26 protein-coding genes, 1 tRNA gene and 1 riboswitch are annotated in these 24956 nt (G+C 70.8%); of the genes, 16 read left to right on the forward strand and 11 right to left on the reverse strand.

Annotated features, from left to right (window positions below; all coding sequences use genetic code 11):
* Positions 1 to 17: 17 nt before the first annotated feature.
* From ACIBO1_RS10910 to ACIBO1_RS10930, 5 genes are read left to right on the forward strand one after another with little or no spacing between them, the layout of a single operon-like run.
* Positions 18 to 1508 carry an FtsW/RodA/SpoVE family cell cycle protein gene (locus tag ACIBO1_RS10910; RefSeq protein WP_350697913.1) on the forward strand — a complete coding sequence of 497 codons (1491 nt, stop codon included), beginning with the start codon at positions 18 to 20 and terminating at the stop codon, positions 1506 to 1508.
* The gene (locus ACIBO1_RS10915) at positions 1505 to 3010 is read left to right on the forward strand and encodes a peptidoglycan D,D-transpeptidase FtsI family protein (protein WP_396743941.1); all 1506 of its coding nucleotides are present in this window, start codon (positions 1505 to 1507) and stop codon (positions 3008 to 3010) included. The genes ACIBO1_RS10910 and ACIBO1_RS10915 overlap by 4 nt, the downstream gene beginning before the upstream one ends.
* Position 3011: 1 nt before the next feature.
* Complete coding sequence (locus ACIBO1_RS10920) at positions 3012 to 4433, forward strand: protein kinase (RefSeq protein WP_396743944.1); 1422 nt, start codon at positions 3012 to 3014, stop codon at positions 4431 to 4433.
* Positions 4430 to 6274: a Stk1 family PASTA domain-containing Ser/Thr kinase gene (gene pknB / locus ACIBO1_RS10925; protein WP_396743947.1), complete on the forward strand. Its 1845-nt coding sequence runs from the start codon at positions 4430 to 4432 to the stop codon at positions 6272 to 6274. The genes ACIBO1_RS10920 and pknB overlap by 4 nt, the downstream gene beginning before the upstream one ends.
* Positions 6271 to 6960, forward strand: a complete 690-nt coding sequence (locus ACIBO1_RS10930; RefSeq protein ID WP_396743950.1) for a vancomycin high temperature exclusion protein — start codon at positions 6271 to 6273, stop codon at positions 6958 to 6960. The genes pknB and ACIBO1_RS10930 overlap by 4 nt, the downstream gene beginning before the upstream one ends.
* A gap of 87 nt (positions 6961 to 7047) precedes the next feature.
* Here ACIBO1_RS10930 and ACIBO1_RS10935 read toward each other — a convergent pair whose 3' ends face one another.
* From ACIBO1_RS10935 to ACIBO1_RS10950, 4 genes are all read right to left on the reverse strand, one after another.
* Positions 7048 to 7698, reverse strand: coding sequence for an aminodeoxychorismate/anthranilate synthase component II (locus ACIBO1_RS10935; RefSeq protein ID WP_396743953.1), 651 nt, complete (start codon positions 7696 to 7698; stop codon positions 7048 to 7050).
* 5 nt (positions 7699 to 7703) lie between these two features.
* Positions 7704 to 8006: a hypothetical protein gene (locus tag ACIBO1_RS10940; RefSeq protein ID WP_396743956.1), complete on the reverse strand. Its 303-nt coding sequence runs from the start codon at positions 8004 to 8006 to the stop codon at positions 7704 to 7706.
* Between the two features lie 2 nt (positions 8007 to 8008).
* Positions 8009 to 9820: a class E sortase gene (locus tag ACIBO1_RS10945; RefSeq protein ID WP_396743959.1), complete on the reverse strand. Its 1812-nt coding sequence runs from the start codon at positions 9818 to 9820 to the stop codon at positions 8009 to 8011.
* Between the two features lie 466 nt (positions 9821 to 10286).
* Positions 10287 to 11087: a DUF881 domain-containing protein gene (locus ACIBO1_RS10950; protein ID WP_396743962.1), complete on the reverse strand. Its 801-nt coding sequence runs from the start codon at positions 11085 to 11087 to the stop codon at positions 10287 to 10289.
* A gap of 222 nt (positions 11088 to 11309) precedes the next feature.
* Here ACIBO1_RS10950 and ACIBO1_RS10955 point away from each other — a divergent pair, with 222 nt between their 5' ends.
* The 4 genes from ACIBO1_RS10955 to ACIBO1_RS10970 all read left to right on the forward strand — a co-directional run bounded on the left by ACIBO1_RS10955 (position 11310) and on the right by ACIBO1_RS10970 (position 16676).
* Entirely contained in the window at positions 11310 to 11573 is a 264-nt protein-coding gene (locus ACIBO1_RS10955; protein ID WP_396743965.1) for a cell division protein CrgA, read from the forward strand.
* Between the two features lie 265 nt (positions 11574 to 11838).
* Positions 11839 to 14040 (forward strand): (Fe-S)-binding protein, encoded by a 2202-nt coding sequence (locus ACIBO1_RS10960; RefSeq protein WP_396743968.1) that lies wholly within the window; start codon positions 11839 to 11841, stop codon positions 14038 to 14040.
* A gap of 253 nt (positions 14041 to 14293) precedes the next feature.
* The gene (locus ACIBO1_RS10965; RefSeq protein ID WP_396743971.1) at positions 14294 to 15307 is read left to right on the forward strand and encodes an NlpC/P60 family protein; all 1014 of its coding nucleotides are present in this window, start codon (positions 14294 to 14296) and stop codon (positions 15305 to 15307) included.
* Positions 15308 to 15486: 179 nt separating this feature from the next.
* Positions 15487 to 15623: riboswitch (cyclic di-AMP (ydaO/yuaA leader) on the forward strand.
* A gap of 12 nt (positions 15624 to 15635) precedes the next feature.
* On the forward strand, positions 15636 to 16676 hold the full coding sequence (locus tag ACIBO1_RS10970; protein WP_396743974.1) for an NlpC/P60 family protein: 1041 nt from the start codon (positions 15636 to 15638) through the stop codon (positions 16674 to 16676).
* Positions 16677 to 16731: 55 nt separating this feature from the next.
* Here ACIBO1_RS10970 and dcd read toward each other — a convergent pair whose 3' ends face one another.
* Positions 16732 to 17310 carry a dCTP deaminase gene (gene dcd / locus ACIBO1_RS10975; protein ID WP_396696496.1) on the reverse strand — a complete coding sequence of 193 codons (579 nt, stop codon included), beginning with the start codon at positions 17308 to 17310 and terminating at the stop codon, positions 16732 to 16734.
* 79 nt (positions 17311 to 17389) lie between these two features.
* Between dcd and ACIBO1_RS10980 the strand changes: the two genes are divergently transcribed.
* Positions 17390 to 17923 (forward strand): pyridoxamine 5'-phosphate oxidase family protein, encoded by a 534-nt coding sequence (locus ACIBO1_RS10980; RefSeq protein WP_396743977.1) that lies wholly within the window; start codon positions 17390 to 17392, stop codon positions 17921 to 17923.
* Between the two features lie 67 nt (positions 17924 to 17990).
* Here ACIBO1_RS10980 and ACIBO1_RS10985 read toward each other — a convergent pair whose 3' ends face one another.
* The gene (locus ACIBO1_RS10985) at positions 17991 to 18992 is read right to left on the reverse strand and encodes a zinc metalloprotease (RefSeq protein WP_396743980.1); all 1002 of its coding nucleotides are present in this window, start codon (positions 18990 to 18992) and stop codon (positions 17991 to 17993) included.
* 214 nt (positions 18993 to 19206) lie between these two features.
* Between ACIBO1_RS10985 and ACIBO1_RS10990 the strand changes: the two genes are divergently transcribed.
* A tRNA-Gly gene (locus ACIBO1_RS10990) sits at positions 19207 to 19280 on the forward strand.
* Positions 19281 to 19383: 103 nt separating this feature from the next.
* On the opposite strand, the gene ACIBO1_RS10995 is transcribed toward ACIBO1_RS10990, so the two are convergent.
* The 3 genes from ACIBO1_RS10995 to ACIBO1_RS11005 form a co-directional block, all read right to left on the reverse strand.
* Positions 19384 to 19578 (reverse strand): hypothetical protein, encoded by a 195-nt coding sequence (locus ACIBO1_RS10995; protein ID WP_396743983.1) that lies wholly within the window; start codon positions 19576 to 19578, stop codon positions 19384 to 19386.
* Positions 19579 to 19794: 216 nt separating this feature from the next.
* Positions 19795 to 20199 (reverse strand): type II toxin-antitoxin system VapC family toxin, encoded by a 405-nt coding sequence (locus tag ACIBO1_RS11000; RefSeq protein ID WP_350697656.1) that lies wholly within the window; start codon positions 20197 to 20199, stop codon positions 19795 to 19797.
* Entirely contained in the window at positions 20196 to 20393 is a 198-nt protein-coding gene (locus ACIBO1_RS11005; protein ID WP_396743986.1) for a hypothetical protein, read from the reverse strand. Before ACIBO1_RS11005 ends, ACIBO1_RS11000 begins: the two co-directional genes overlap by 4 nt.
* 272 nt (positions 20394 to 20665) lie before the next feature.
* Here ACIBO1_RS11005 and ACIBO1_RS11010 point away from each other — a divergent pair, with 272 nt between their 5' ends.
* The 4 genes from ACIBO1_RS11010 (at position 20666) to ACIBO1_RS11025 (ending at position 22919) form a co-directional block, all read left to right on the forward strand.
* Complete coding sequence (locus tag ACIBO1_RS11010; protein ID WP_396743989.1) at positions 20666 to 20983, forward strand: antibiotic biosynthesis monooxygenase family protein; 318 nt, start codon at positions 20666 to 20668, stop codon at positions 20981 to 20983.
* A gap of 66 nt (positions 20984 to 21049) precedes the next feature.
* A complete protein-coding gene (locus tag ACIBO1_RS11015) occupies positions 21050 to 21370 on the forward strand; it encodes a hypothetical protein (protein ID WP_396743992.1) in 321 nt (106 codons plus the stop codon).
* Between the two features lie 45 nt (positions 21371 to 21415).
* Complete coding sequence (locus ACIBO1_RS11020; RefSeq protein WP_396743995.1) at positions 21416 to 21982, forward strand: dienelactone hydrolase family protein; 567 nt, start codon at positions 21416 to 21418, stop codon at positions 21980 to 21982.
* 58 nt (positions 21983 to 22040) lie between these two features.
* On the forward strand, positions 22041 to 22919 hold the full coding sequence (locus ACIBO1_RS11025) for an LLM class flavin-dependent oxidoreductase (RefSeq protein ID WP_396743998.1): 879 nt from the start codon (positions 22041 to 22043) through the stop codon (positions 22917 to 22919).
* 5 nt (positions 22920 to 22924) lie between these two features.
* Here ACIBO1_RS11025 and ACIBO1_RS11030 read toward each other — a convergent pair whose 3' ends face one another.
* Entirely contained in the window at positions 22925 to 23344 is a 420-nt protein-coding gene (locus ACIBO1_RS11030) for an ASCH domain-containing protein (RefSeq protein ID WP_396744001.1), read from the reverse strand.
* A 105-nt stretch (positions 23345 to 23449) separates the two neighbouring features.
* On the opposite strand from ACIBO1_RS11030, the gene ACIBO1_RS11035 reads away from it, so the two are divergent.
* Positions 23450 to 23965: an alpha/beta hydrolase gene (locus ACIBO1_RS11035; protein WP_117228054.1), complete on the forward strand. Its 516-nt coding sequence runs from the start codon at positions 23450 to 23452 to the stop codon at positions 23963 to 23965.
* A 172-nt stretch (positions 23966 to 24137) separates the two neighbouring features.
* Here ACIBO1_RS11035 and ACIBO1_RS11040 read toward each other — a convergent pair whose 3' ends face one another.
* Positions 24138 to 24683, reverse strand: coding sequence for a phosphoribosyltransferase (locus tag ACIBO1_RS11040; protein WP_396744005.1), 546 nt, complete (start codon positions 24681 to 24683; stop codon positions 24138 to 24140).
* Positions 24684 to 24956 lie beyond the last annotated feature (273 nt).

Below are 24956 nucleotides of genomic sequence, written 5' to 3' on the forward strand. Positions count from 1 at the left end.
CCGAACCGAGGACGATCGTGACCGCAGCGGCCACCCCGGCAACCTCGCCCGCCAGTGCGGGCGAGCGTTCCGGCGTACGCCAGGCCCGGTCCCGGCGTAACGCCGAGCTGTCGCTGCTGTTGCTGGCGATGGCCCTGGTCGCGGCGTACGGGGCGATGGTCGAGGCGAACGTGCTCGACACGGTCACCCCGACCTTCTGGGTGCCGGCCGCCGCGCTCACCGCGGTGTTCCTCGGCATGCACCTGGTGATCCGGTTCCTGGCACCCTTCGCCGACCCGGCCCTGCTGCCGGCGGTGGCCCTGCTCAACGGGCTCGGCGTCGGCTTCCTGCACCGGCTGGACCTGGCCCGGGCGGCCCCCGAGGACCGGGTCGACATGGCCACCTTCGCGGGCACCGGCGGGCGGCAGTTGGCCTGGACGCTGGTCTCGGTGATCCTCGCCGCCGGCCTGCTGGCCATCATGCGCGACCACCGCTCGATCTCCCGGTACGCGTACACCCTGGGCCTGGCCGGCATCGTGCTGGTCATGCTGCCGGCCGTGCTGCCGGCCAGCATCTCCGAGATCAACGGTGCCAAGCTCTGGGTCCGGATCGGCAGCTTCTCCATCCAGCCCGGCGAGTTCGCCAAGCTCGCCCTGCTGGTCTTCTTCGCCTACTACCTGGTCCGCAAGCGCGAGGTGCTCTCGCTGGCCAGTCACCGGTTCCTCGGTATCGACTTCCCGCGCGGCCGCGACCTGGGCCCGGTGCTGGTGGTCTGGGTGATCAGCCTGCTGGTCCTGATCTTCGAGAAGGACCTCGGCACCTCGCTGCTCTACTTCGGCATGTTCGTGGCGACGGTATACATCGCCACCGAACGGGTCAGTTGGTTGCTCATCGGTCTGGTCCTCTTCTTCGGCGGCGCCTACCTCGCATACGTGCTCGGGGAGCAGTTCGGTGGACCGTTCGCGAACTTCTACGTGCGGGCGGAGATCTGGCTCGACCCGTTCGCCGAGCCGTACGACTCCGGCTACCAGTTGGTGCAGGGGCTGCTCGCGCTCGGCACCGGCGGGATGTTCGGTGCCGGACCGGGTGGCGGTCAACCGCTGCTGCTGCCGGAGGTGCAGAACGACTTCATCTTCGCCGGCATCGGCGAGGAGATCGGCCTGTTCGGTCTCTCCGCGCTGCTGGTGATCTATCTGCTGATCGTGGAGCGCGGGCTGCGGGCCGCCATCGCCGTCCGCGACTCCTTCGGCAAGCTGCTCGCCGGTGGTCTGGCCTTCACCCTCGCGCTCCAGGTCTTCGTGATCGTCGGCGGCATCAGCGGGCTCATCCCGCTGACCGGTCAGACCACCCCGTTCCTCTCCGCCGGTGGCTCGTCGCTGATGGCGAACTGGCTGCTGGTCGCGGTGCTGCTGCGGGTCTCCGACGCCGGGCGCCGCCCGGTGACCGGGGTCGGCGGCAAGGTGAACCGTCCGTCCGGCGGGCCGCCCGAGCAACTGCACGGTGCCCCCACGGAGGTGATCAAGCCGTGAACGCACCCCTGCGCCGGGTCGGCGTCGTCGTCATCGTTCTGTTCGCCCTGCTCTTCGCCAACCTGAACTGGATCCAGGCGTACAAGGCCGACGAGTACCGCACCAGCGACTACAACGGCCGGGTCCAGGTCGCCGAGTACGAGCGCCGTCGCGGCAACATCGAGGCGGGCGGCACCGCCCTGGCGGTCAGCAAGGAGACCGAGGGCGAGCTGAAGTTCCTGCGGACCTATCCGGGCGGGGCGAAGTACGCCCACGTGCTCGGCTACAAGCCGGTCAACCTCGGCGACACCGGGATCGAGCGCTCCGAGAACGACTTCCTCGCCGGCACCAGCGACCAGCTCATCGCCAACCGGATCAAGGACATGTTCACCGGCGACCGCACCGCCGGTGGAAACGTGCTGCTCACCCTCTCCCGGGGGGCCCAGGACGTCGCGTACGACCAGATGCGCAACAACAACCGGGGGGTGAAGAAGGGCGCGGCGATCGCCATCGACCCGAAGACCGGGGCGGTGCAGGCGCTGGTCTCCATGCCCAGCTTCGACCCGAACCCGCTGGCCAGCCACAACACCAGCGAGGCGACCAAGGCGTACAACGAGCTGGAGCAGGACCCGCAGCGTCCGCTGCGCAACCGGGCGCTGGCCGAGGTGCTGCCGCCGGGCTCCACGTTCAAGATGGTGGTGGCCGCCGCCGCGCTGGAGAACGGGATCGGCAAGGACACCAACATCCCGGCCGGGCCCAGCTACACCCCGCCGACCTCTGGCGAGGCGATCACCAACGCGGTGCCGTCGATCTGCCCGCAGTCCCAGGTCACCCTGATGAAGGCGGTCACCGACTCCTGCAACACCGGTTTCGCCAAGCTCGGTGTGCAGCTCGGCCCGGACGTGATCAAGGAGAAGGCCCGGCAGTTCGGGTTCGAGCAGGAGGACCTGACCGTCGGCCGGCTCGGCGAGGGCGGCCAGGCGGTGGCGGCCAGCCGTACCGGCGACATGCAGAACCCCGACGGCGGGGCCGACCCGGCGGCGCTGGCCCAGTCCTCCATCGGGCAGCGCGACGTGCGGATGAGCCCCCTGGAAGGGGCGATGATCGCCGCCGCGGTCGCCAACCAGGGCAGCCAGATGCGGCCCTACCTGGTACGCCAGCTCCTCGGACCGGACCGCACCACCGTCTACGACCCGGCCCAGCCGCGTGAACTGCGCCGCCCGGTCAGCCGTGAGGTCGCCGCCGACCTGCGGGACATGATGGTCAGCGTGGTGGAGAACGGCACCGCCCGTTCCGCACAGATCAACGGCTACACCGTGGGCGGCAAGACGGGTACCGCCCAGTCGGCGCCCGACCGGCCCGACCACGGCTGGTTCATCGGTTTCGCCATCGACTCCAACGGGGAACCGGTCTCGGCGGTCTGCGTGCTGCTCGAAGAGGCCGGCAGCGGCGGCAGCGCAGAGGCGGCCCGGATCTCCGGGCAGATCATGCGCGCCGTCATCGCCGACCGTGGGGGGCGTTGACATGCTCAGTCCGGGAGTTCAGCTCGGTAACCGGTACCGTCTCGACGAGCGCATCGCCAGCGGTGGCATGGGCGATGTCTGGCGCGGCCTGGACCAGGTGCTCGGCCGTACGGTCGCGGTGAAGAGCCTGCTCCCGGCGCTGCTGGACGAGCCCGGTTTCGCCGAGCGGTTCCGGGGCGAGGCCCGCACCATGGCGACGATCAACCACCCGGGTGTGGTCGACGTCTACGACTTCGGCAACGACCAGCAGATCGCCTTCCTGGTGATGGAGTACGTGGAGGGCGACCCGCTCTCGGCCACGCTGAGCCGGGTCGGTCGACTCACCCCGGCCCGGACGATGGCGTTGGTGGCGCAGGCCGCCGACGCGCTGCACGCGGCCCACCTCAAGGGGATCGTGCACCGGGACGTGAAGCCCGGCAACCTGCTGGTCCGGCCGAACGGCACGCTGGTGCTGACCGACTTCGGCATCGCCCGCTCGGAACTCGTCGGCCAGCTCACCGCCGCCGGTTCGGTGCTCGGCACCGCCTCGTACATCTCGCCCGAGCAGGCCACCGGCCAGGTCGCCACCCCCGCCTCGGACGTGTACGCCCTCGGCGTGGTCGCGTACCAGTGTCTCGCCGGCCGCCGGCCCTTCGAGGGCGACAACCCGCTCGACATCGCCATGCGGCACGTGCGGGAGACCCCGCGACAGTTGCCGTCCGACATCCCGCCGCAGGTCTGCGCCCTGGTGGAGCGGGCCATGGCGAAGGACCCGAAGGACCGCTGGCAGAGCGCCGCCGCGCTGGCCGGGGTGGCCCGGCAGCTCAAGACGGCGCTGTCCCAGCAGGCGCGTGCGGGTGGGCAGAACGCCAACCCGATCTCGGCCGCCCCCGCGTCGCCGGCTCCGGGACGCGCCCCGGTGCCGACGCCGCAGCCGCCCCGTCCTCCGGCGGCACCGCACTCGACACCGCCCGGTCGCCCTCCGGCCGTGAACCACCGGCCGCCGGTGTCGCCGATGGCGGCCCGCCCCCCGGCGGCGCAACCACTGCGCCCCACGACTGTCGCGCCGGCCGTGCCGGCGATGCCGGTCGGTCGACCGATGCCACCGCCCAACAACTACCCGCGTGCCGCCGCCGCGCCGCCCGGCTACCAGCCACGACCAGCCCCGCCACAGCAGGTGCCCGGACGGTCGCGCTCCGGAGTCCTGTTTCTGGCAGTGATGCTGGGCGTACTGGTCCTGCTCTGTTCCGGCGTGATTTCCTACCGGGTGCGGATGAACCAGGGCGCCGACCTGCCGGTCGGGGTCTCCGTGCAAACGGTGTCGTCCGTCGTGCCAGGGCACGACGGACGAGACGATCCAGCCGGTACGGCGTACCGTCGACTGGATCAGCCCCGCGTGGGGAGCCACGAGACGACGACGAGTGAAGGACGACGGACGCGATGACAGCGCAGGCCCGCCTGCTCGGTGGCAGGTACCAGGTCGGCGAGCTGCTCGGATATGGCGGCATGGCCGAGGTGCATCGCGGTCGCGACCTGCGTCTCGGTCGGGACGTCGCGATCAAGATGCTCCGGACCGACCTGGCTCGGGACGCCACCTTCCAGATGCGTTTCCGGCGGGAGGCGCAGAACGCCGCCTCGCTCAACCACCCGGCCATCGTCGCGGTCTACGACACGGGTGAGGAACAGGCGCCGACGGGCGAAACCCTTCCGTTCATCGTGATGGAGTTCGTCAACGGGCGCACCCTCAAGGAGGTGCTCGGCGCCGAGGGCCGGCTACAGCCCCGTCGGGCGCTGGAGATCTCCGCCGACATCTGCGCGGCGCTGGAGTTCAGCCACCGGCACGGCATCATCCACCGCGACATCAAGCCCGGCAACGTGATGCTCACCCAGACCGGCCAGGTCAAGGTGATGGACTTCGGTATCGCCCGGGCCCTGGCCAGCGGTGCCACCACGATGACGCAGACCAGCGCGGTCATCGGCACCGCCCAGTACCTCTCCCCGGAGCAGGCGCGCGGCGAGGCCGTGGACGCCCGCTCCGACGTGTACGCCGCCGGCTGCGTCCTCTTCGAGCTGGTCTGCGGCCACCCGCCGTTCGTCGGTGACAGCCCGGTCAGCGTCGCGTACCAACACGTGCGGGAGACTCCGCCGACGCCGAGCGACCTGAACCCGGACGTCAACCCGGCGGTCGACGCGATCGTGCTCAAGGCGCTGTCCAAGAACCCGCTCAACCGTTACCAGAGCGCCGGTGAGATGCGTGCCGACATGCTCCGGGCGGCGGCCGGTCGTCCGGTGATGGCGACGCCGGTGCTGCGCGAGGACGAGACCGTCGCGATGGCGCCGTCCCCGGGCTACTCGGCGGGCGCGGCAGGTGCCACCCAGACGCGACAGATCCCCGCCCGGGTCGGCGACCCCCGCCAGCGGCGCGCCTCGTCCTGGCTGATCGCCATGTTCGCCGCGCTCGGCGTGCTCGCGGTGATCGCGCTGGTCGCCGCTCTGTTGCTCAACCAGCGCGATGACGAGGACACTCCGGTGCCCACCCTCACCGGGCTCAGCCAACAGGACGCATTCGCCCAGATCGAGCAGAACGGCCTCACCGCAGCGCTCGGCGACCCAGTCCTCTCCTCCGACTGCACGAAGGGCGCCGTGGTCAGCCAGACCCCGGCCGCCGGCGAGCGGGTGCAGCCGAACAGCACGGTGACCGTGCAGATCTGCGACGGCAAGCCGGTGGTGACCATCCCGTCCGTGGTCGGTGGCACCCGTGAGTTCGCCGAGCAGCAGCTTGAGGAGCTGAAGCTCGACGTGGAGGTCAAGCAGGACGACAACGCCGCGCCCGAGGGCCAGGTGCTGGCGATCGATCCGGGCGCGGGCGAGCGGGTGGAGGAGGGGACCAAGGTCACTCTCACCGTCTCCAGGGGCAACGTGGTCCGGGTGCCTGACGTCGCGAACCTCACCGAGGACGAAGCGCGGAAGAGGCTGCGGGACGCGGGCTTCGAGGTCCGGGTCCAGACCGGTCGTGCGGTGCCTGCGGACCAGGCCGGTCGGGTGCTCAACCAGGATCCGAACGCCAACAGCCAGCGCACCAAGGGCAGCCGGGTGACGATCACCATCTCCGTGGAGGAGGAAGAGGAGGACCCGGAGCCGTCGCAGACGCCGCCGACCGGTACCCCGCCGACCACCCCGCCGCCGGATGAGGACGACGACGGCGGTGGCAGCGGTGGCAGCGGTGGCGGCGGCCAGGTCATGCCGACGCCGGGCTTCCCGCCGTTCCGGTTCCCCGGCGAGTGACCGACCCGGCCCCCGCCGCCCCGGTGCGGTGGCGGCGCCGCCTGATCAGGGTCGCCGCCCTCGTCGCCGTCGCACTGCTGCTGGTGAGCGTGCCGTGGCTCTGGACGACGGTGTCCGCCCGCGGACACGTCTACACCGAGGCCGACGCGCCGAGCGCCGACGTGGTGATCGTCCTGGGCACGGCGGTCACCGAGAACGGACAGCGACCCGGCATCCGGCTCGCCGGACGCCTGGAGACCGCCGCCGAGCTGGTGCGCAGCGGGCAGGCCCGGGTGGTGCTGGTGTCGGGTGACGGCGGCGGGACGTCCGGGGACGAGCCGGCGGCGATGGCCGAGCACCTGACCGGGCCGCTCGGTGTCGACCCGCAGCGCGTCGTCACCGACCCGCACGGCCTCGACACGTACGACAGTTGCCTGCGGGCACGGGACGTCTACGGGATCGAGCGGGCCCTGATCGTCACGCAGTCCTACCACCTGGATCGTGCCGTGACGCTCTGCCGACACCTCGGCATCGACACCGACGGGGTCGCCGCCCGCTGCACCGGCTGCGGATCGAGCCTGCTGGCACAGAAGGCGGCCCGTGACTACCTGGCCAGCGGCAAGGCGGTCCTGGACGCGGTTCGCCGCCGACCACCTGCGGTCAGCTCGCCCGCCGACCCGAGCGTCACCGAGGCCCTGCGTCGGTGACCGTTTCGGCACCCTGGGCGGGCGGGTCACCCGCTTCGGCCGGGCCGGGCGGTCGGTGACCGTTTCGCTGTGTCGGGCGGGCCGGTGTCAGGTGGTGACGAAGGCGGCGCGGCGGCGGGTGTCGACCTCGGCGGCCAGCGCGGGGGCACGGTCCAGCGCCTCCCGGTAGCCGCAGCCGGCCAGCCAGTTCGCCAGCATCAGGTGGCCGCCCTCGGTGAGCACCGACTCCGGGTGGAACTGCACGCCCTCGATCGGCAGCGTCCGGTGCCGCATCGCCATCACCACGCCGGACTCCGTCCGGCCGGTGACCTCCAGTTCCTCCGGCAGCGTCTCGGGCAAGACGGCGAGGGAGTGGTAGCGGGTCGCGGTGAACGGGTCGGGCAGTCCGGCGAGTACGCCGACCGAGTCGTGGCGTACCTCCGAGGTCTTGCCGTGCAGCAGCTCCGGGGCGCGGGCGACGGTGGCGCCGTACGCCTCGCCGATCGCCTGGTGACCGAGGCAGACGCCGAAGATCGGGATCTCGCCCGCGTACCGGCGGATCACGTCGAGGCAGATGCCGGCCCGGTCGGGACTGCCCGGCCCGGGCGAGAGCAGGATGCCGTCGGCACCGACCCGGCCCACCTCTGCCACGTCGATCTCGTCGTTGCGCCGCACCTCGCACTCGACGTCGAGCTGGCCGAGGTACTGCACCAGGTTGAAGACGAACGAGTCGTAGTTGTCGATCACCAGGACGCGCATCGGCCTCACTCGTCTTCGTCCGGCGGCGGGGTGTTGTTCCGGTCGGTGTCGTACGGCAGGTCGTGCTCGTCACCGGGCGGGGCGTCGTCCAGCGGGTCCTCGCCGGGCACCACGTCGCTGCCGGGTACGCCGGGACCGTCGTCCTGCTGGGTGACCTGGACGTCCTCCCCGGTGAACGGCAGCAGCGGCCCGGCCCAGGGGAAGACCACGTACCAGAGCAGCGCCACCGCGGTGGTGGCGAGCAGCAGGCTGCCGACGAGTTTGCCGGGCAACCCGAAGGGCAGCTTTCGCCAGATCCAGCCGTACATCGTCAGGCTCCCAGCTCCGCCGGGCGCCCCTCGGCCTTCGGCTGCGTACGGGTCAACTCGGCGTGGACGATCAACCGCTCGTAGTTGTCGAACTTGGGATTGCAGGTGGTCAGGGTCAGCATCCGCTTGGACGGTCGGGCTCCCGGCCGCCCCGGTACGGGTGCGACCACCTCCACCTGGGACGGCTTCACGATGTGGTTTTCGGTGACCTGGTAGACGTACCACTCGTTGCGGCCCTCGACCACGATGGCGTCACCGTCGCGCAGCTCGTCCAGTCGCCAGAAGGTGGCCCGGTTGCGGTGCCCGGCAACGGAGAAGTTGCCGACCTGACCGGGCAGGGCGCTCTCCGGGTAGTGCCCCGGCGCGTACCGGATGTCCTCCTGGCGGACACCCTCGACGACGATCCACTCCTTCTCGAACTTGGGGATGTAGAGCCCGGCGATCGGCTTGCCGTTGACCGGCGGTTTCGGGGACGCGGACGGCGAGGCACTGGCCGAGGGGGCCACCGTCGGGTCGCCCTCGGGCCCCCATGCCTGCGCGAGCTGCTGGCTCAGCTCTCCCTGGTGCGCGTCGACGATCGCCGACTTGCCCCAGATCTCGTAGCCGGCGAAGAGGAGCACCACCAGGCCGAAGGTGATCAGCAGCTCCCCGCTGAACCGCAGGCCGGTGCGGACCCGGGACCACGCGGACGGTCGGGTCAGCTCGGAGTAGACGCTCTTGTAGCCCTCACCGGTCTGGTGCGGCCGGAGCTGCACCACCCGGTCACCCCGTCGCGGCTTGGGAGGCTCGGCACCCGGGCCGGCACCGTCAGCGGGGTCGTCGGTCTTCGGCGGTCGGGGCACGGCCCCCATCAGGGCGGTGGAGTCCATCGCGGGCGGTGTGCTCGGCCGGGTGCCGGTGATCGCCGGGATCAGGGCGGTGGCACCCGGGTCGGCCGACGGCCCGCCGCCCGACCGGGAGCCGGTGGAGGCCCCGCCGGCCGGCGACAACGCCGGGGTGTTGCCGGTCGGCGACGATGCGGGGGTGTTGCCGGTCGGCGACGATGCCGAGGCACCGCGCGTCGGCGACGAGGGCGTGCCGCCGGTCGCAGAGGGCGTGGAAGCCCCGCCGGTCGTCGGCGACGGGGGCGTGCCGCCGTTCGGGGAGGCGGCGGAGCGGGCCGGGCCGCCGATCGCCGGCATCAGTGCCGTCGGCCCTTCACCCGACCAGCTCTGCTCGGTGGGCTGCCCCGAGGGCGGGGCGTCGCGGCCGTCCCGGTTGTCCGTCCGCCATGCCGCAGGCGGCTGCGGGCCCGTGGGCTGCGATGCCGGGTGGTGCTGCGATGCAGGGTGGTGCGGGGCGGTGGGCTGCTGGCGGGCGGGCCCCGACGGCGGGACCTGCCCGGGCTGCGCACCGTGCCGCGCCTGCGCCGGGTCGAGGCCGTGCCGGGCGAACGGCGGCTGTCCCGGTCCGGCAGGCGGAGTCTGGGCGGGCGGGTGACCGGGCTGCGGCGTGGCCGGTCGCACCGGGCCGGCGTCGGGCCGGGTCTGTCCGGTCGCCGGTCGTCCCTGGGCGCCACCGGGCGGCGAGTGGCGCGCCGCCTCCCCGCCGGACCAGGCCGAGGAGGCACCCGGGCCGCTCGCCTGCGGTCCCGGACCGCCGGGAGCGGTGCCGTCAGGTGGGGTGGGCGCGGCGGGGCGTCGAGCCTCGAAGGCTCCGCGCCACGGGGTCGGCTCGACGGGGATGTCCGGCTCGCTGGAGGGCAGGGGTACGCCGTTCCACTGCCCGGCGCCGGCCGGGCTCTGCCGTCGACCGGGTCCGTCGACCGGCGGCACGCTCGGTGACGGGCCCCACCGACCCGGCGACCGCTCCTGGCTCGGCGACCGCTCCTGGCTCGGAGCGGCGTCCCTGCGACCGGGTGCTCCAGAGTCACCCTGGCCGGCCGTTGCGCCGAAGCGAGGGTCCGGTCCACTACTTGCCGGGGCGGAGGTGTCCCACCGGCCGGGCGTGGTGTTCCAGCGACCGGCCGGGCCGGCGGGCTCTCCGGACCGCGTGTCGTGGGGCCCGGACGACCGATTGTCGGGCGAGACCGACGGACGGCGCTCGGGCCCGGCCGACGACCGGGTGTCGGGCGTGGCGACGCGACGGCTGTCCGGCGTGGCCAGGTGGTGGCTGTCTGGCCTGGTCGGGTGGTGACTGTCCGGCGTGGCCGGGTTCGGCCGCTCGATCTTCGGCAGGAAGGCGGTGGGTTCGTCGGCCTGGTCGCGGTGTCGACCGTCGGGGTGCGGACTCACTGCGCACTCACCGCGGCACCGTCGCCGATCGCAGGGTGGTGGAGTCCTCGAACGCGGGCACGGTGACGGTGCCGGGAAGCTCCTGGTAGCCGAGCTGGTAATTGTCGACCGCGTCCCTGAACCACCGGACTCCCTCGGAAGCGGCGAGGGCCTGCCGCAGTGCGGCGGGGTCGCCAATTGCTACGATCTTGAACGGAGGGGAGTACACCCGGCCGTGCAGCAGCAGGGTGTTACCCACGCAGCGTACCGCGCTGGTCGCCAGGACGCGGACGTTCATGATTGACATGGCCTCGGCGCCGCCGGCCCACAACGCGTTCACCACTGCCTGGACGTCACCCTGGTGTACGACCAGGTCGTCGTTGGTGGCCCCGTCGGGCAGGTTGTTGAGCCGGGGCGCGTCGTCGAGTACGACGGTCATCCCCAAGCCGGTCAGCTCGGTGAAACCGGCGGTGGCGAGGCTGGCGGTGCCGCGCTCCTGCTGCTCCCGGATCGGCCCGTCCGAGTCGGCGAGGTCGGCCGTACGGCTCTCGACCTCTTTGCGCAGCGTCGCGGCGCGCTCCTCGTTCGCCGCCACCTGGGCGCGGCGGTCCTCGATGAGTTCGGTGAGCTGGGGGCGTCGGTCCTCGCGCAGGTTCGTGCCGCCCGCGGTGGTGGCGGTGGTGGTGAAGAGCAGGCCGGCCGCGGCGGCGATCAGCGGTACCCCGATCGACCAGCCCGGACGGCGCTGACGCGGCCGGCGGGGCAGCAACCCGGCGACGAGTCGTCGCAGCGCCTTCTGCCACGACGCTGCGCCGGACGTGTACTCCACGGCCGTTCCCCCTTGTCCTCCGGCTCCGGCACCCGTGGGGTGCGGCGGAGCGACGGTCGCCCGCCCGTCCGATTCTCCGATGCGGGGCATCGGTCTGGCCTCATCCGTGGATTGGACGGGCCTTCCGGACTACGCTAGCTGTCGAACATTATTGGCCATGGACCGTCGCCCTCGCGCCCGGTTGTCAGGCCGGACGAGGTCGTAACCCCTCTGGAGAGCGTCGTGCCCAAGTCTCAGGTCCGCAAGAAGAAGGTGTACACCCCGCCCACGGATGTACGCCCGACGACGACATCGGCGTCCCGTAAGCCGAGCCCGGTCTGGCTGCCCGCCACGGCCGTGTCGTTGATCGCCTTCGGCATCGCCTGGCTGGTGGTCTACTACCTGTCTGAGCAGGAGTACCCGGTCATGGAGCTCGGGTACTGGAACCTCGCGATCGGCTTCGGCGCGATGGTCGGCTCCCTGATCCTGCTCTCCCGCTGGCGCTGATTCCCTGCTCAACGGCCACCTGCGCAGGCCCCGACCGAGCGGACTCGGCGGCGGCCTCCTAAGGTGTGCGCAGGGCGGCGTGGCCCAGGTGCGAGAAGTCTCACGTTACTGCTGAGTAACCTTGCGCGTAAGCTGCATCGCATGACCGAGTGGACCGAGGTCATCGACCGATCCGGGTCGAGGTGCGGCACCCTGGGGTGACCAACCGCACCCCGACCCCGGTCGCCGAGCCGCTCGACAGGCAGCAGACCGGGAGGCCAACTCGATGGGCAGCGTCCAGATCGTCACCACGATCCTCGCGGCCGCCATCACCGCCGTGGCGGTGTGGCTTGCGGTGCGTGCGGTCTCGAAGATGTTCGCCGTGATCCGGCTGGGTCAGCCCGATCCGTCCCGCTCCGGTGACCACGTCGAGCGTACGAAGACCATGCTCGCGGAGACGGCCGGACACACCCGGATGCTCCGCTGGAGCGTGGTCGGCGCCGCGCACTGGTTCGTGATGGTCGGCTTCCTCGTGCTGTCGCTGCTGGTGCTCGAGGCGTACTTCGAGGTGGTGTCGCCGACCGCCGGGTTGCCGCTGATCGGTGGCTGGGCGCTCTACGGGCTGGTCACCGAGTGGATCGGCATCCTCGGTGTCGTCGGCATCGTGGTGCTGATCGCGATCCGGGTGGCGAACCGGCCTAGTCAGGCCGGACGCCGGTCCCGATTCACCGGCTCCACCATGTGGCAGGGCTACTTCGTCGAGGCCGTCGTTCTCGCCGTCCTGGTCATGGGCTTCCTGATCCGCGGCTTCAAGGTGGCCACCGACCACTTCGAGTACCCGACCTGGGCCACCCCGCTGAGTCACGCGGTCGGCTCGGTGCTGCCGGACTGGGAGTCCGGGGTCAGCGTCGCCGCCCTCGTCAAGATCGCGATCTCGATGACCTGGCTCATCGTGATCTCGCTGAACGTGACCATGGGCGTCGCCTGGCACCGCTTCCTGGCCTTCCCGAACATCTATTTCAAGCGGAAGCCGGGTGCGTCCGGCTCCGGCCTCGGGCCGCTGCGGCCGATGATGAGCGAGGGCAAGCCGCTCGACTTCGAGGAGGCCGATCCGGAGAAGGATCAGTTCGGCGTCGCGCACGTCGAGCAGTTCACCTGGAAGGGCCTGCTGGACTTCAGCACCTGCACCGAGTGCGGCCGGTGCCAGTCGCAGTGCCCGGCGTGGAACACCGGCAAGCCGCTGTCGCCGAAGCTGCTGGTGCTCAGCCTGCGCGACCACGCGTACGCCAAGGCGCCCTATCTGCTGGCCGGCGGCGGCAAGGACCTCACCGGCGAGGAGAAGGCCACCGCCGCGCAGCTCGCCCACCTCGACGTGCTGGCGCTCGCCGAGGCGGAGAAGCCGCTGATCGGCGACGCCGAGGCGGGCGGCGTGATCGACCCGGACGTGCTCTGGTCGTGCACCACCTGCGGCGCCTGCGTCGAGCAGTGCCCGGTGGACATCGAGCACGTCGACCACATCGTCGACATGCGCCGCTACCAGGTGCTGATCGAGTCGAACTTCCCCTCCGAGGCCGGCGTGATGCTGCGCAACCTGGAGAACAAGGGCAACCCGTGGGGCGCGCCGCAGAACACCCGGGAGGACTGGACCAAGGGCCTCGACTTCGAGGTGCCCCGGGTCGGTGAGGTCGAGGACTTCGAGTACCTCTTCTGGGTGGGCTGTGCCGGTGCGTTCGAGGACCGGGCGAAGGAGACCACCCGGGCGGTCGCCACACTGCTGAACGAGGCGGGCGTCTCGTTCGCCATCCTCGGTGAGGGCGAGACCTGCTCCGGCGACCCGGCCCGCCGCATCGGCAACGAGTTCGTCTTCCAGATGCTCGCCCAGCAGAACGTGGAGACGCTCAACGAGGCTTTCGAGGGCCGCGAGAAGGCCAAGCGGAAGATCGTCGCGACCTGTCCGCACTGCTTCAACACCCTGGGCAACGAGTACGGCCAGCTCGGCGGCGAGTTCGAGGTGGTGCACCACACCCAGTTGCTGGCGCACCTGGTCGCCACCGGCAAGCTGACCCCGGTGCAGCCGGTCGACGGCGGCGTCACCTACCACGACCCGTGCTACCTGGGCCGGCACAACCGGGTCTTCACCCCGCCACGCGAGGTGCTGGGCAGCGCCGTCGGCGCCGACGACGGCCTGGTCGAGATGCCGCGCAACAGCGAGCGCTCCTTCTGCTGCGGCGCCGGTGGCGCGCGCATGTGGATGGAGGAGCGGATCGGCAAGCGGATCAATGTGGATCGGGTCGAGGAGGCCATGTCCACCGGTGCGAGGACCGTCGCGGTCGGCTGTCCGTTCTGCTCGACGATGCTGAGTGACGGAGTCAACGGCAAAGGCGCCGGCGACCAGGTCGAGGTGGTCGACGTGGCCAGCGTGCTGTTGCGTTCGGTCAAGCCCGAGCAGGCCCGGGGCGCCGAGGAGGGCGAGCCGGTCGCCGGGTGACCAGCGCGTACGTCGGGACGTGGCGGCATCTGTACGGATGCCGACACGTCCCGATTTTTATATTGGCGTAGATAACTGTAACGAATTGGTCGACACCCTTTGTGTGCGATCGGTCGCGCAAAGGTGAATGAGCCGTTGGTCGCCTTGATTCCGCCGCGCGCGTTCCCCTAATGTGAGGCACCGACCGCCGTGGGTCGTCTGTCTCGCCCCTTACCGCTAGCGGGACGCCCGGTGGTCGGTCGCAAAGGAGTCGGTGCCGGTGGCAACCATGCCCCTCCATCGTCATGCGCCGGGACGCCCCACCCCCGCGCGCGGGCTGCGCAAGGTCGCTCGCCGTCTGGTCGTCCTGGTCGCCGCCGCTGCGGTCGGTGCTGGTCTGGTCGCCGCGCCCGCGTACGCCGAGCCGTCGGTGGACGAGATCGAGCGCCAGATCGACAAGCAGTGGCAGCAGCTCGAACCCACCATCGAGCAGTTCAACAAGGTGCGCTCGGAGCTGCGGGTCAACCGCGAGAAGGCCGAGAAGCTGGAGAAGAAGATCCAGCCGCTGGCCCTGGAAACGGAGCTGGCGATGAACCGGGTCGCGGGCCTCGCCTCCCGGTACTACATCACCGGCCCGTCGCAGGAACTCGGCGCGGTGCTGCTCAACGCGAAGCCGGACCAGCTCGGTGAGCAGATGGCCCTCCTCGACCGGCTCGCCTGGGAGGAGCGCCGCCAGCTCGAGGGCGTCATGAAGATCCGCAAGAAGTACGACGACCAGAAGGCCACGCTCGACGCGTTGATCGTCGACCAGGAGGCCAAGCAGAAGCAGCTTGCGGCGAAGAAGAAGCAGATCGACGCCGAGATCAAGCGGCTGGAGCGGTCCCTTCCGGTGACCACGGTCAAGACCACCAACTGCCCGACCATCAACGGTGTGGTCAGCGACGCGGCCCGGACGGCCATCCGGACCGCCTGCGCGCAGGTCGGCAAGCCGTACGTCTGGGGTGCCACCGGGCCGAACTCGTTCGACTGCTCCGGTCTCACCCAGTACGCGTACCGGGCGGCGGGTATCTCCCTGACCCACTTCACCGGCGCCCAGTGGCGCGAGGGCAAGGCGATCTCGCGGGCCGACGCCCGCCCCGGTGACCTCGTGTTCTTCCGCAGCGACGTGAGTCACGTCGGGATCTATCTGGGCAACAACACGATGGTGCACGCGGCGCGTGCCGGTGTCCCGGTCAACGTCTCGCCGATCACGACGATGCCGGTCGCCGGGTTCCGTCGACCAGGCTGACGCCTGAGCGCGTACGCAGGAACCACGGAAGGCCCTCGGTCAAGCGACCGGGGGCCTTCTTCGTTGTCGGATTAATGCACCGAGAGTGACGGTGTGGGTGTGTTGCGTATCGACGCTGGTCGTCCCTACGCTGGTCAATCGTCGGGCCGCTGGCACAACCGCCCACCCGGGGCGGTGACGGTCCGACACCGCCGAGTCGCTGTCCGAGCGAGCCGGGGACCCAGGTTCCCGGGGTGAGTCCGCGATGGTCGCGGTAGGGCGTCCCCTTCCCGCCCGAACCCGTCAGCTAACCCGGTAGGCGGTCTGGGAAGAAGGAGTACGCAGCCCGGTGGCACACCATGCCCCGCGGCCTCCGTCGTACCGGTCGGCGAAGCCCGGCCCGACGACGGATGCGCCGCGATTCCGCTGGTACCGCTGCACCACCGCACTCGCCGCACTCGCCGCGACCGCCGTCCTGCTGACCGGCGGCGCGACGGCGGCCCACGCCGACCCCACGGTCGACGACATCGAGCGCCAGATCGACGAGGACTGGAACCGGCTCGAAGCCGTCATCGAACGACACAACGCGACCCGGCAGGACCTGGCCGGCACCCGCCGGGAGGCGGACGCCCTGACCGCTCGCATAGCCCCGCTGCAACAGCAGGTGGACGAGGCGATGAAGCGGGTCGGCGCGCTGGCCGCGCGGGCGTACCGCGGCGAGCCGGTGCGCGCCGTGAACACGCTGCTGGGCAGCCGGTCGCCGGGCGAGGTCGTCGCCCAGCTCGGCGTGCTCGACCGGTACGCCCGCTTCCAGCAGGAGGATGTACGCCAGGCGCGTGAGCTGCGGGACGAACTCGCCGCCGCCCGAGCCGGACTGGACCGCACCATCGCCGAGCTGACCCGCACCGAGGCTGACCTGGCCGGGAAGCGGCGGCAGATCGACACCGAGATCGAGCGGCTGCAACGGTTGCGGCTGCGGGCGTACGACGACGGGGGTGGTGGTCCGTTGCGGCCGGCGCCCTGTCCGGCCACCTATCCGGGTGGCCCGGCCGGTGAGGCGGTCACCTTCGCGTGCGCCCAGATCGGCAAGCCGTACTCGTGGGGTGCCGAGGGGCCGCACGCGTACGACTGCTCGGGGTTGATGTTGGCCGCGTGGGCGCGGGCCGGGGTGGCGCTGCCGCACAACGCGGCGCGGCAGCGGCAGGTCACCGCCTCGGTCGGTCGCGGCGACCTGCGCCCGGGTGACCTGGTCTTCTACTTCCGAGACCTGCACCACGTCGGGATGTACGTCGGCGGCGGCTGGGTGGTGCACGCCTCCCGCGCCGGCAAGCCGATCGCGATGAAGCGGATGGACACCAGTCCGATCCACAGTTTCGGCCGACCCGGCTGAGTCGCCGGGCGGACGACCACGGGCCCGCGTCTGCGCAGCGCGGGCCCGCCGGTCGTCAGCGGGTCGGCCAGGTACGCCAGTTCTGCCAGGCGCGGCTCGGCGTCGGGCCGCGCTGCCCCTGGTAGCGCGAGCCGTAGACGAGCGAGCCGTACGGGTGCTCGGCGGGCGACGAGAGCCGGAAGATGCAGAGCTGGCCGATCTTCATACCGGGCCAGAGCGTGATCGGCAGGTTGGCCACGTTGGACAGCTCCAGCGTGACGTGACCGGAGAAGCCGGGGTCGATGAAGCCGGCGGTGGAGTGCGTCAGCAGGCCGAGGCGACCGAGGCTGGACTTGCCTTCGAGCCGGCCGGCGAGCTGGTCGCCGAGCGAGATCACCTCAAGCGTGGAGGCGAGCACGAACTCGCCCGGGTGCAGCACGAACGGCTCGCCGTCGGGCACCTCCACCGGCGAGGTGAGATCGTCCTGCTGGGTGGCCGGGTCGATGTGTGTGTAGAGGTGGTTGTTGAACACCCGGAACAGCTTGTCCAGGCGGACGTCGATGCTGGACGGCTGCACCAGGGTGGGCTCGAAGGGCTCCAGCGCCAGGGTGCCGGCCTTGATCTCGGAGACCAGGTCGCGGTCGGAGAGCAGCATCGCCACACCTTAGCGGCCGGTAGTCGTGACCTGCGTGTCGGACTACCTGCTTAGAACGTATGTTCGATAGGATGTCGGCATGGCTTCCTGGTCCGATTTCGCCGTCGACGAGCCCCGACTCGCCGACGGGATCCGCCTTCTCATGCAGCAGTACGGCCCGGGCTTCGGCTACCTGGCCACGGTCCGCGCCGACGGCGGGCCCCGGGTGCACCCGGTCTCCCCGGTGATCACCGCCGACGGTCTCTTCTGCTTCGTGATCGACTCGCCGAAGCGGCGCGACCTGGAACGCGACGGGCGCTACGCGCTGCACTCGTTCCCGGCGGAGGAGAGCGACGACGAGGCGTACGTCGCTGGCCGCGCCCGACCCGTCACCGACGACGCCACGGTGGCCCGGTTGGCGCTCGCGGCCCGCGCCGCCCCGCACGCCGACTGGCGTCTGTTCGAGTTCACCGTCGACGTGGCGATGCTCGCCCGGCACGAGCGCGCCGCCACCGGCGGGCTGGTCGGTGAGCCGGCCGTGCAGGTCTGGCTCGACCCGGCCGGCGCCACCCCGCAGGCCGCCCGGCCCACGCCCCACCGGACCCGCGCGGCCCGACATGTCCGCGCCGCCTGAACCGACCGGTGCCGGTCCCGCCTGACGGCGGGACCGGCACCGGAGGTACGCGCCGACGACTGCCGCGCTACGCGCGGTAGGTGTTCCACGCGTTGATCATCCGGGTCGCCTGGCCCGGGGTGAACTGGTACATGCAGGTGTCGTACGTGTAGTCCATGAAGTTGGTGATCGGGTCCAGCCCCGTGGTGGAGCAGGTGTCCCGACCGGTCGGGCACTGGTAGGCCGCCGACGCCTCCGCCGGAGTGTCCGAGACCTGGTCGCCGCTGCCCGAGCAGCCGCCCTGGAACGTGTGATAGAGGTTCAGCCAGTGGCCGACCTCGTGGGTGCCGGTGTCACCCTGGTTGTAGTTGGTGGCGGTGCCACCCGGCAGCGACTCGCTGAGCACGACCACGCCGTCCATCACGTTCAGCGTGGTCTGCGGGAAGGTCGCCCAGCCGAGCAGGCCATTGCTCAGCGCACCCAGATAGATGTTGAGCGTGCCCTTGGTGCCCTGACGGAGCTGGGTCTTCATCTGCCGCTCGGCCGTGGAGCCCTGCCGGATCGGGTACCACGACGTGTTGGTGACCCGGTTGATGCTCTGCAACTGGAAGGCGAAGGCGGTGGCGGCACCGCCGGTCGCACCGGCGAACGACTGGTTCAGCACGCTGATCTGCGACTGGATCATCGAGTCGGGGATGTTCCCGCCGGCCCGGGTGGTGTCCTTGCGGATCACGTGCACCACCACCGGGATGGTGACCGAGGCCGCGGCGGCCTGGGCGCTGAGCGTACGCTGACCGACCCGCTTGGCCCGCTCCTGCAACAGGTCGGCGAACTCCGACTCCCGCTGGTGCAGTTGAGCCATGGTCAACTCGTTCGGGTCGTGCTTGACGACCGCGTCGCCCCGGACCCGGGCCGCAGTGCCCGTCGGGTCCTCACACACCTCGTCGGCGGAGACGGCGGCAGCCGTCGGAATGGCAGCCGTGGTGGCCGCCGGCAGCAGACCGACCGTGGCCACACCGAGCGCCACCGCCAGCGACGTCGAAGCGATGCCGGCGATCCGCCGGTTCAGCAGGACGGGACGGAGTCCCATAAGCCCACCTCTTTCTGGCGACGCGACTGGGGGGTTGTGTCGCGCCGTGCGGGAAACGTGGGCCAGACGTTACAACGCATAGACAAATTTGAGAATGGCTATGTGTTGCCGGCATGCAACTTCTTGCGCAGCGTGCGGAGGCGGGCCGGGCGGGGTGGTCGGCGGGGGTGGCTGGGTGCACCGGGGCGGTGGCTCAGGTACAGTGGTGCCGCTTGCGGGTGTAGTTCAATGGCAGAACATCAGCTTCCCAAGCTGACAGTGCGGGTTCGATTCCCGTCACCCGCTCCAGCGTGAAGCCCAGGTCAGGATGCGCTCCCGACCTGGGCTTCATTCATGCCGACCGCTCTTCCGACTGGCTGTGCCCGCTGCGGGCACTTCGGTTGAGGTGTGGTCATGCACGGAAGTCCCTGATCGCGGCTTCGATGCGCAGCCCGATCCCTGTGGCAACGAGGAAACCCGCCAGGACGTGTGGCTCAGCCGACCCGGCGTCGCTCGACAGCGTGATGATCGAGACCAGCACTCCGGCGACCAGTGCGACGTTGCCGATGATGCGGACGGTGGAGGCGCGTCTCCCAGCAGGGTTCATCCGGCGGACCGTACCGGAGGCTCACCTGCAGCGCTGTCCTGATCTGTACTTCACGAGGCGGAGGCACGATCGCGGGGTGGCCGGCCGTTGCCGAGGTCGGGTCGATCGACTACTGCGCCGCTTTGCGGCTTGCCATCGGGTAAGCAGTCCGGCCAGTCGCGGACGGCCAGGAGCAGCCAGTGCAGTTCGGCCAATGTCAGGCCAGGAGCGGTGGAGCTACGAGACGTCGAACAGCCGTAGCCCGTCGTACTCGGCGAAGTCGGCGTAGTCCTTGCTGTTGAAGGTCGCCAGTGGCAGCCGGTCGACCAGGCAGCAGGCCGCGATCCAGGAGTCATTCGTCGGGCGGGGACGCCCCCGATGCTGCGCGCGCGCCTGGAGATGCCCCCAGGTCGTCGCCACCGACTCGTCGAAGGGCAGCACCACCACGCCGGATCGCCACTGTGCGAGGTCGGCCAGCTTGCGCGGCCCCCAGCTCCGCAGCGCGGTCCACTTGGTCAACTCCCCGAGCGTGACGAACGTGATGCACAGGGTCTTACCCGCTAAGCGGGCACGAAGCCGGTCATGCAGCCGACCCCTCAGGATCGCCGACGCCACGTCGGTGTCCAGGACGACCGGGCTCACGCCGCGCTGGCCCGCCGAGAGGCGTACAGGTCGGCCAGGAATTCGTCCAACTCGTCGTCGGACTCGAACAGGTCCGGCCGAGCCAGGTCGTCGACGGAGGCTACCGGCCGCACACCCTGACGACGGGCCAACTCCTCCACCGGCACATGCTCAGCAGTCGGCCACTCGGGCGTCCGCTCCGCATTGCTCGACATCACGACTCACCTCCTCCACCACACACCGCCACTCATTGTCGCACGGTCAGCACCGACACCACCCTCACTCAAACGCGCGGGGAGCCAGCGACACGGCAAGGCGGCCCGCAAGCGAGGCCGCCTCGTCCGGCATGTCCGGGTGTAAGAACTAGGAGTCGGCACCAGCGTGAGCATTTGATCGTGGTGAGGGTTGTCGCTCCGAACTGTTGATCTCAAGTCGGGTTGAGGTTCTAGCCTCGGTCTGACCGATTTTCGGCACGAAGGAGGGCGGCATGACCGTCGTCTACCGAGTGGACAAGTTCGACGTCCCGGAACCCGCACGCGCGGAGTTCTGGCGACACGTACGGCGAACTCACGCGATCCTGCGGGATCAACCGGGATTCCTCGACGATGCCCTGCTGGAACAGCACTCCGGCCCGGGTCGCTTCAATGCCGTCACCATTGTGCGGTGGTCGTCTGCGGACGATCTCCCCTCGGCCCGTGCTGCCGTGCAGGCGGTGCATCGCGCGGAGGGGTTCGAGCCGGCTGCCTTCTTCACGGCGGCCGGCATCGAGGCGGACCTGGCGAACTATGTGGAGATCGAGACCTGATGCGCGACGCCGGGGCGGGAGAGCAGTGATGACCATGGGAGGTGGCGGACTTCTACGCTGCCGTCCATGACTGATGGCGAGATCTGGCGGCTGTGTCATCGCGACGAGGTGGTAGCCGAGATCGAGGTGCGGAGCCGTGACTTCCCGTGGACGTATGGGCGGCTTCGTCCGCTGGCGGGGTTCGAGCCGTTCCGTCCGCTCTTCGTGGCGCGGAACGTCGCTCTCGACGCGGACGACGACGAGGCCATGATGCGGATCGACGACGAGATCGGGGCTGCCCTCACCCTGGCCCGCCCGGATGGCAGCCGGGTCGCCGAGTTCCTGTTGAGCGTCGAGGACGACGAGGCCGGATTCCGCTGGTTGGACGAGCCTGTCACGGACGAGTAGACGTACCTCCCGGTTCTTGTCGGGTGGTGGTCTTACGGTGGGCGCATGGTCGAGATTCTGTTGTTTCACCATGCTCAGGGGCAGACGCCGGGGTTCCTGGCGCTGGCCGATCGGTGGCGGGCCGTCGGGCACACCGTGCACACCCCTGACCTGTACGACGGGGCCACCTTCGGCACGGTCGACGAGGGGGTCGTGCACGCCGAGTCGATCGGGTTCGGGGAGATCATCCGGCGTGGGACGGCGGCGGCCGAGGGGCTGCCCGAGCGGCTCGTCTACGCGGGTTGCTCGCTCGGGAACCTGCCCGCGCAGTCGCTCACCCAGACCCGTCCGGGTGCCCTGGGCGCGCTGCTGCTCTACGGTGCGGTGCCGCCGGAGGAGTTCGACAGCCCGTGGCCGGACGGTACGCCGGTGCAGATGCACGCGATGGCCGACGACGAGTGGGCCGAGGTGCCGGCGATGCGGGCGATGGCGGCGGAGCTCGACGGCGCGGAGCTGTATCTCTACCCCGGTGCCGGGCACCTCTTCGCCGATGCGGGTGGCGTCGACTACGACGAGCCGGCCGCCGAGCTGCTGATCGGGCGCACGCTGGAGTTCCTCGACCGGCTGGGCTGAGCCCTCAGGCAGGCCGGCTCGGCTGAGGTCGCAGGCCGGTCGCCGTACCCTGGCGATCATGAGATTCGGCATCGTGATCCTGCCCGACCAGCGGTGGTCGGTGGCCCGGCACCGGTGGCAGCAGGCGGAGGAGTGGGGCTTCGACCACGCCTGGACGTACGACCACCTGGGTTGGCGGGATCTGGTGGACGGCCCGTGGTTCGACTCGATGGGTACGCTGACCGCCGCCGCGACGGTGACCTCGCGGATCCGGCTCGGCACGCTCGTGGCGTCCCCGAACTTCCGGCATCCGGCGGCCTTCGCCCGGCAGGTGACCTCGCTCGACGACGTGTCCGACGGGCGGGTGCTGCTCGGGCTCGGCGCGGGCGGCATCGGCTTCGACTCGGCGGTGCTCGGTGGCGAGACGCTGCCGCCGCGACAGCGGGTGGAGCGGTTCGCCGAGTTCACCGAGCTGCTCGACGCGATCCTGCGCACCGACGGTACGACCTGGCGGGGCGAGTGGTTCACGGCGGTGGACGCGCGGAACAACCCGGGCTGCGTACAGGAGCCTCGGGTGCCGTTCGTGATGGCCGCCAACGGTCCCCGGTCGATGCGGCTGGTCAGCCGGTTCGGACAGGGCTGGGTGACCACCGGACCGGACGTCAACGACCTGGGCGAGTGGTGGGACGGCGTGGCCGAGCTGGTGGCCCGGATGGACGCCCGACTCGCTGCCGACGGGCGTGACCCGGCCAGCCTGGACCGCTACCTCTCGCTGGACTCGGCACCGGTCTTCTCGCTGAGCAGCGCGCAGTTCTTCGCCGACCAGGTGGGCCGCGCGGCGGAGCTGGGTTTCACCGACGTGATCACGCACTGGCCCCGGCAGAGCAGCTGGTACGCGGGCGACGAAGCGGTGCTCGTCGACGTGGCCACCCGGCTGCTGCCCGAGCTGCGCGGTTGAGGGTCCTACGTCCCGTACGCGCCCTCGTCGCCTCGGCTGACCAGCCGGAAGCGTACGCAGACGATCTCGGTGTCGTCGGTGACCGGCGTGCCGAGCCGGGCCCAGTAGGCGGCGTGCCCGGCCCGCCACTCCTCGATCGAGCGGTCGCCCTCCCCCTCGGAGCGGGCGAAGTCCCAGCTCACCTCGGTGAAGCGGGTCACCTCCACACCTGTCACCTCGACCACGGCCACCAGGGAGTCCTGGTCGTCGACCACGACCAGTCGTTCGCCGACGTGCTCGAGGTCCTCGTGCTCCTCGGCGTACTCGGTGAGCAAGCCGGCGGTGGCGGTCTTCACCTCGCCCAGGACCAGGGTGTTGAGCCTCGCACGAAGCTCGCCGGGCGTGCCGAGGGCGAGGGTGCGTAGTCCGCCGACGCGTGGCCACATGACGCGAGATTACCGGTGGGACCGACGGATTCCGGTCGGTTCTCGACGGGTGGAGAGTCCGCATGGGAGCGGTACGGTCGATGCCCGACGAACGAGGAGATGTCGATGGCGGACCGACGCGCGGTGCTCATTCCCGGACGCGGCTACGACACCCGGTATCCGCTCTTCCTCTATCTGGGCGAGGCGCTGCGTCGGCTCGGTTTCGGGCTGCACGGCATCGCCTGGCAGGTGCCGGAGGACTTCGACCCGAACACCATCGGCCGGTGGGTCTGCGACGAGGTCGCGCCGACGCTGACCGAGCGCACCGACCTGCTGGTCGGCAAGTCGCTCGGCTCGCTGGCCGCGCCGCTGGCCGTCGAGCGGCGGCTGCCCGCCGTCTGGCTGACGCCGCTGCTGCACCGGGGCGAGGTGGTCGACGCGCTGCGCCGGTCGACCGCACCGTTCCTGCTGGTGGGGGGTACGGCCGACTCGTCCTGGGACGGTGGGATCGCTCGCCGGTTGACCCCGCACGTACTGGAGATCACGGCCGCCGACCACGCGCTGATGGTGCCGGGGCCGTTGGCCCGGTCCGCCGAGGTGCTCGGCAAGGTCTGCACGGTGGTGGAGGACTTCGTGCGCTGATCCGCTCGGTTCGGCCGGGTGCCGTCTTCCGGCGGCGGCTGGTGTTCGGCGATGCCGGGTGTTCGGCGGCTGGTGCCGGCTTCCGGCGGCGGGTTCCCGGCGGCGCGGCGGGGTTCGGTTGTTAGCAGGGGACCCCTGCTATGCACGAGGCGTTAATAAGGTGCCCTTCCTTTCACAAGTCGGCGCTGGTGAGCAGGCCGCTTATGCGGAGTTCGGCGCTCAGCGCCGGTGCGCAGTCGACCACCACCGCGCAGGTGCCCAGCGCCTCGGCACCCAGGGTGGTGCAGATGTCGTAGAGCGCGCGGACCTGGGCGGCGGTCGCCACCCAGTCGTCCACGACCAGCACCCGGTCGCCGGGGCCGAGGTGCCGGTCCCGGACGGCCAGGTCGACCTGCCGGCCCCGGAAGTCGGGCGGGCTCTGCGCCCAGGTCAGCGGCCCGGCGGGCAGTCGGCCGTCGCCGGGCTTGTGTGCCGCCACGAACCCGACGCCGAGGGCGGTGGCGGCCAGCGGGCCGAGTAGGAAGCCGGTGACGGCCGGAGAGACGACCACGGTGGGCCGGGCGGCCCGGAACGGCGCGACGAGCGCGGGACCGAGAGCGGCGAGTACGTCGGGATCGCGCCACCAGCCGGAGACATCGCTGACCAGGTGGCTCGCCCCGGGACCGGGGTCGATCCAGCGGAACAGCTCGACCAGACGGGCTCTCAACTCGGCGGACATTCCCTCATCCTGCGGCACGCCATTCCTGCGCAGGCAGCGACAGCCCGTGGCGGTGCCGGTGGCAGCCCATCGCGGGCGGGCCGACGACGCAGCTCCACGGGGTGTGGGCCAGCGGCAGCTCACTGCTTTGGGGGCCGGCTGGCCCACCTCGGATCGGATGATCGGCTTCACGTATCGCCGCAATTACGATCATACCATCATGATCACGTTGACGTCGGATGTGCTTCTCTCGTTATGGTCCGACCCGATTTGATCTGCCAAGGAAAGGACCGG

The organism is Micromonospora sp. NPDC049903 (assembly GCF_044460945.1).
In the GTDB taxonomy this organism is placed as follows: domain Bacteria; phylum Actinomycetota; class Actinomycetes; order Mycobacteriales; family Micromonosporaceae; genus Micromonospora.

What these genes read in the sequence shown, in the direction of transcription:
- ACIBO1_RS10920 (WP_396743944.1), top strand. Translation starts at nt 3,012, where the DNA reads ATGCTCAGTCCGGGAGTTCAGCTCGGTAACCGGTACCGTCTCGACGAG.
- pknB (WP_396743947.1), top strand. Translation starts at nt 4,430, where the DNA reads ATGACAGCGCAGGCCCGCCTGCTCGGTGGCAGGTACCAGGTCGGCGAG.
- ACIBO1_RS10935 (WP_396743953.1), bottom strand. Translation starts at nt 7,698, where the DNA reads ATGCGCGTCCTGGTGATCGACAACTACGACTCGTTCGTCTTCAACCTG.
- ACIBO1_RS10940 (WP_396743956.1), bottom strand. Translation starts at nt 8,006, where the DNA reads ATGTACGGCTGGATCTGGCGAAAGCTGCCCTTCGGGTTGCCCGGCAAA.
- ACIBO1_RS10960 (WP_396743968.1), top strand. Translation starts at nt 11,839, where the DNA reads ATGGGCAGCGTCCAGATCGTCACCACGATCCTCGCGGCCGCCATCACC.
- dcd (WP_396696496.1), bottom strand. Translation starts at nt 17,310, where the DNA reads ATGCTGCTCTCCGACCGCGACCTGGTCTCCGAGATCAAGGCCGGCACC.
- ACIBO1_RS10980 (WP_396743977.1), top strand. Translation starts at nt 17,390, where the DNA reads ATGGCTTCCTGGTCCGATTTCGCCGTCGACGAGCCCCGACTCGCCGAC.
- ACIBO1_RS10985 (WP_396743980.1), bottom strand. Translation starts at nt 18,992, where the DNA reads ATGGGACTCCGTCCCGTCCTGCTGAACCGGCGGATCGCCGGCATCGCT.
- ACIBO1_RS10995 (WP_396743983.1), bottom strand. Translation starts at nt 19,578, where the DNA reads ATGAACCCTGCTGGGAGACGCGCCTCCACCGTCCGCATCATCGGCAAC.
- ACIBO1_RS11005 (WP_396743986.1), bottom strand. Translation starts at nt 20,393, where the DNA reads ATGTCGAGCAATGCGGAGCGGACGCCCGAGTGGCCGACTGCTGAGCAT.
- ACIBO1_RS11010 (WP_396743989.1), top strand. Translation starts at nt 20,666, where the DNA reads ATGACCGTCGTCTACCGAGTGGACAAGTTCGACGTCCCGGAACCCGCA.
- ACIBO1_RS11015 (WP_396743992.1), top strand. Translation starts at nt 21,050, where the DNA reads ATGACTGATGGCGAGATCTGGCGGCTGTGTCATCGCGACGAGGTGGTA.
- ACIBO1_RS11020 (WP_396743995.1), top strand. Translation starts at nt 21,416, where the DNA reads ATGGTCGAGATTCTGTTGTTTCACCATGCTCAGGGGCAGACGCCGGGG.
- ACIBO1_RS11025 (WP_396743998.1), top strand. Translation starts at nt 22,041, where the DNA reads ATGAGATTCGGCATCGTGATCCTGCCCGACCAGCGGTGGTCGGTGGCC.
- ACIBO1_RS11030 (WP_396744001.1), bottom strand. Translation starts at nt 23,344, where the DNA reads ATGTGGCCACGCGTCGGCGGACTACGCACCCTCGCCCTCGGCACGCCC.
- ACIBO1_RS11035 (WP_117228054.1), top strand. Translation starts at nt 23,450, where the DNA reads ATGGCGGACCGACGCGCGGTGCTCATTCCCGGACGCGGCTACGACACC.
- ACIBO1_RS11040 (WP_396744005.1), bottom strand. Translation starts at nt 24,683, where the DNA reads ATGTCCGCCGAGTTGAGAGCCCGTCTGGTCGAGCTGTTCCGCTGGATC.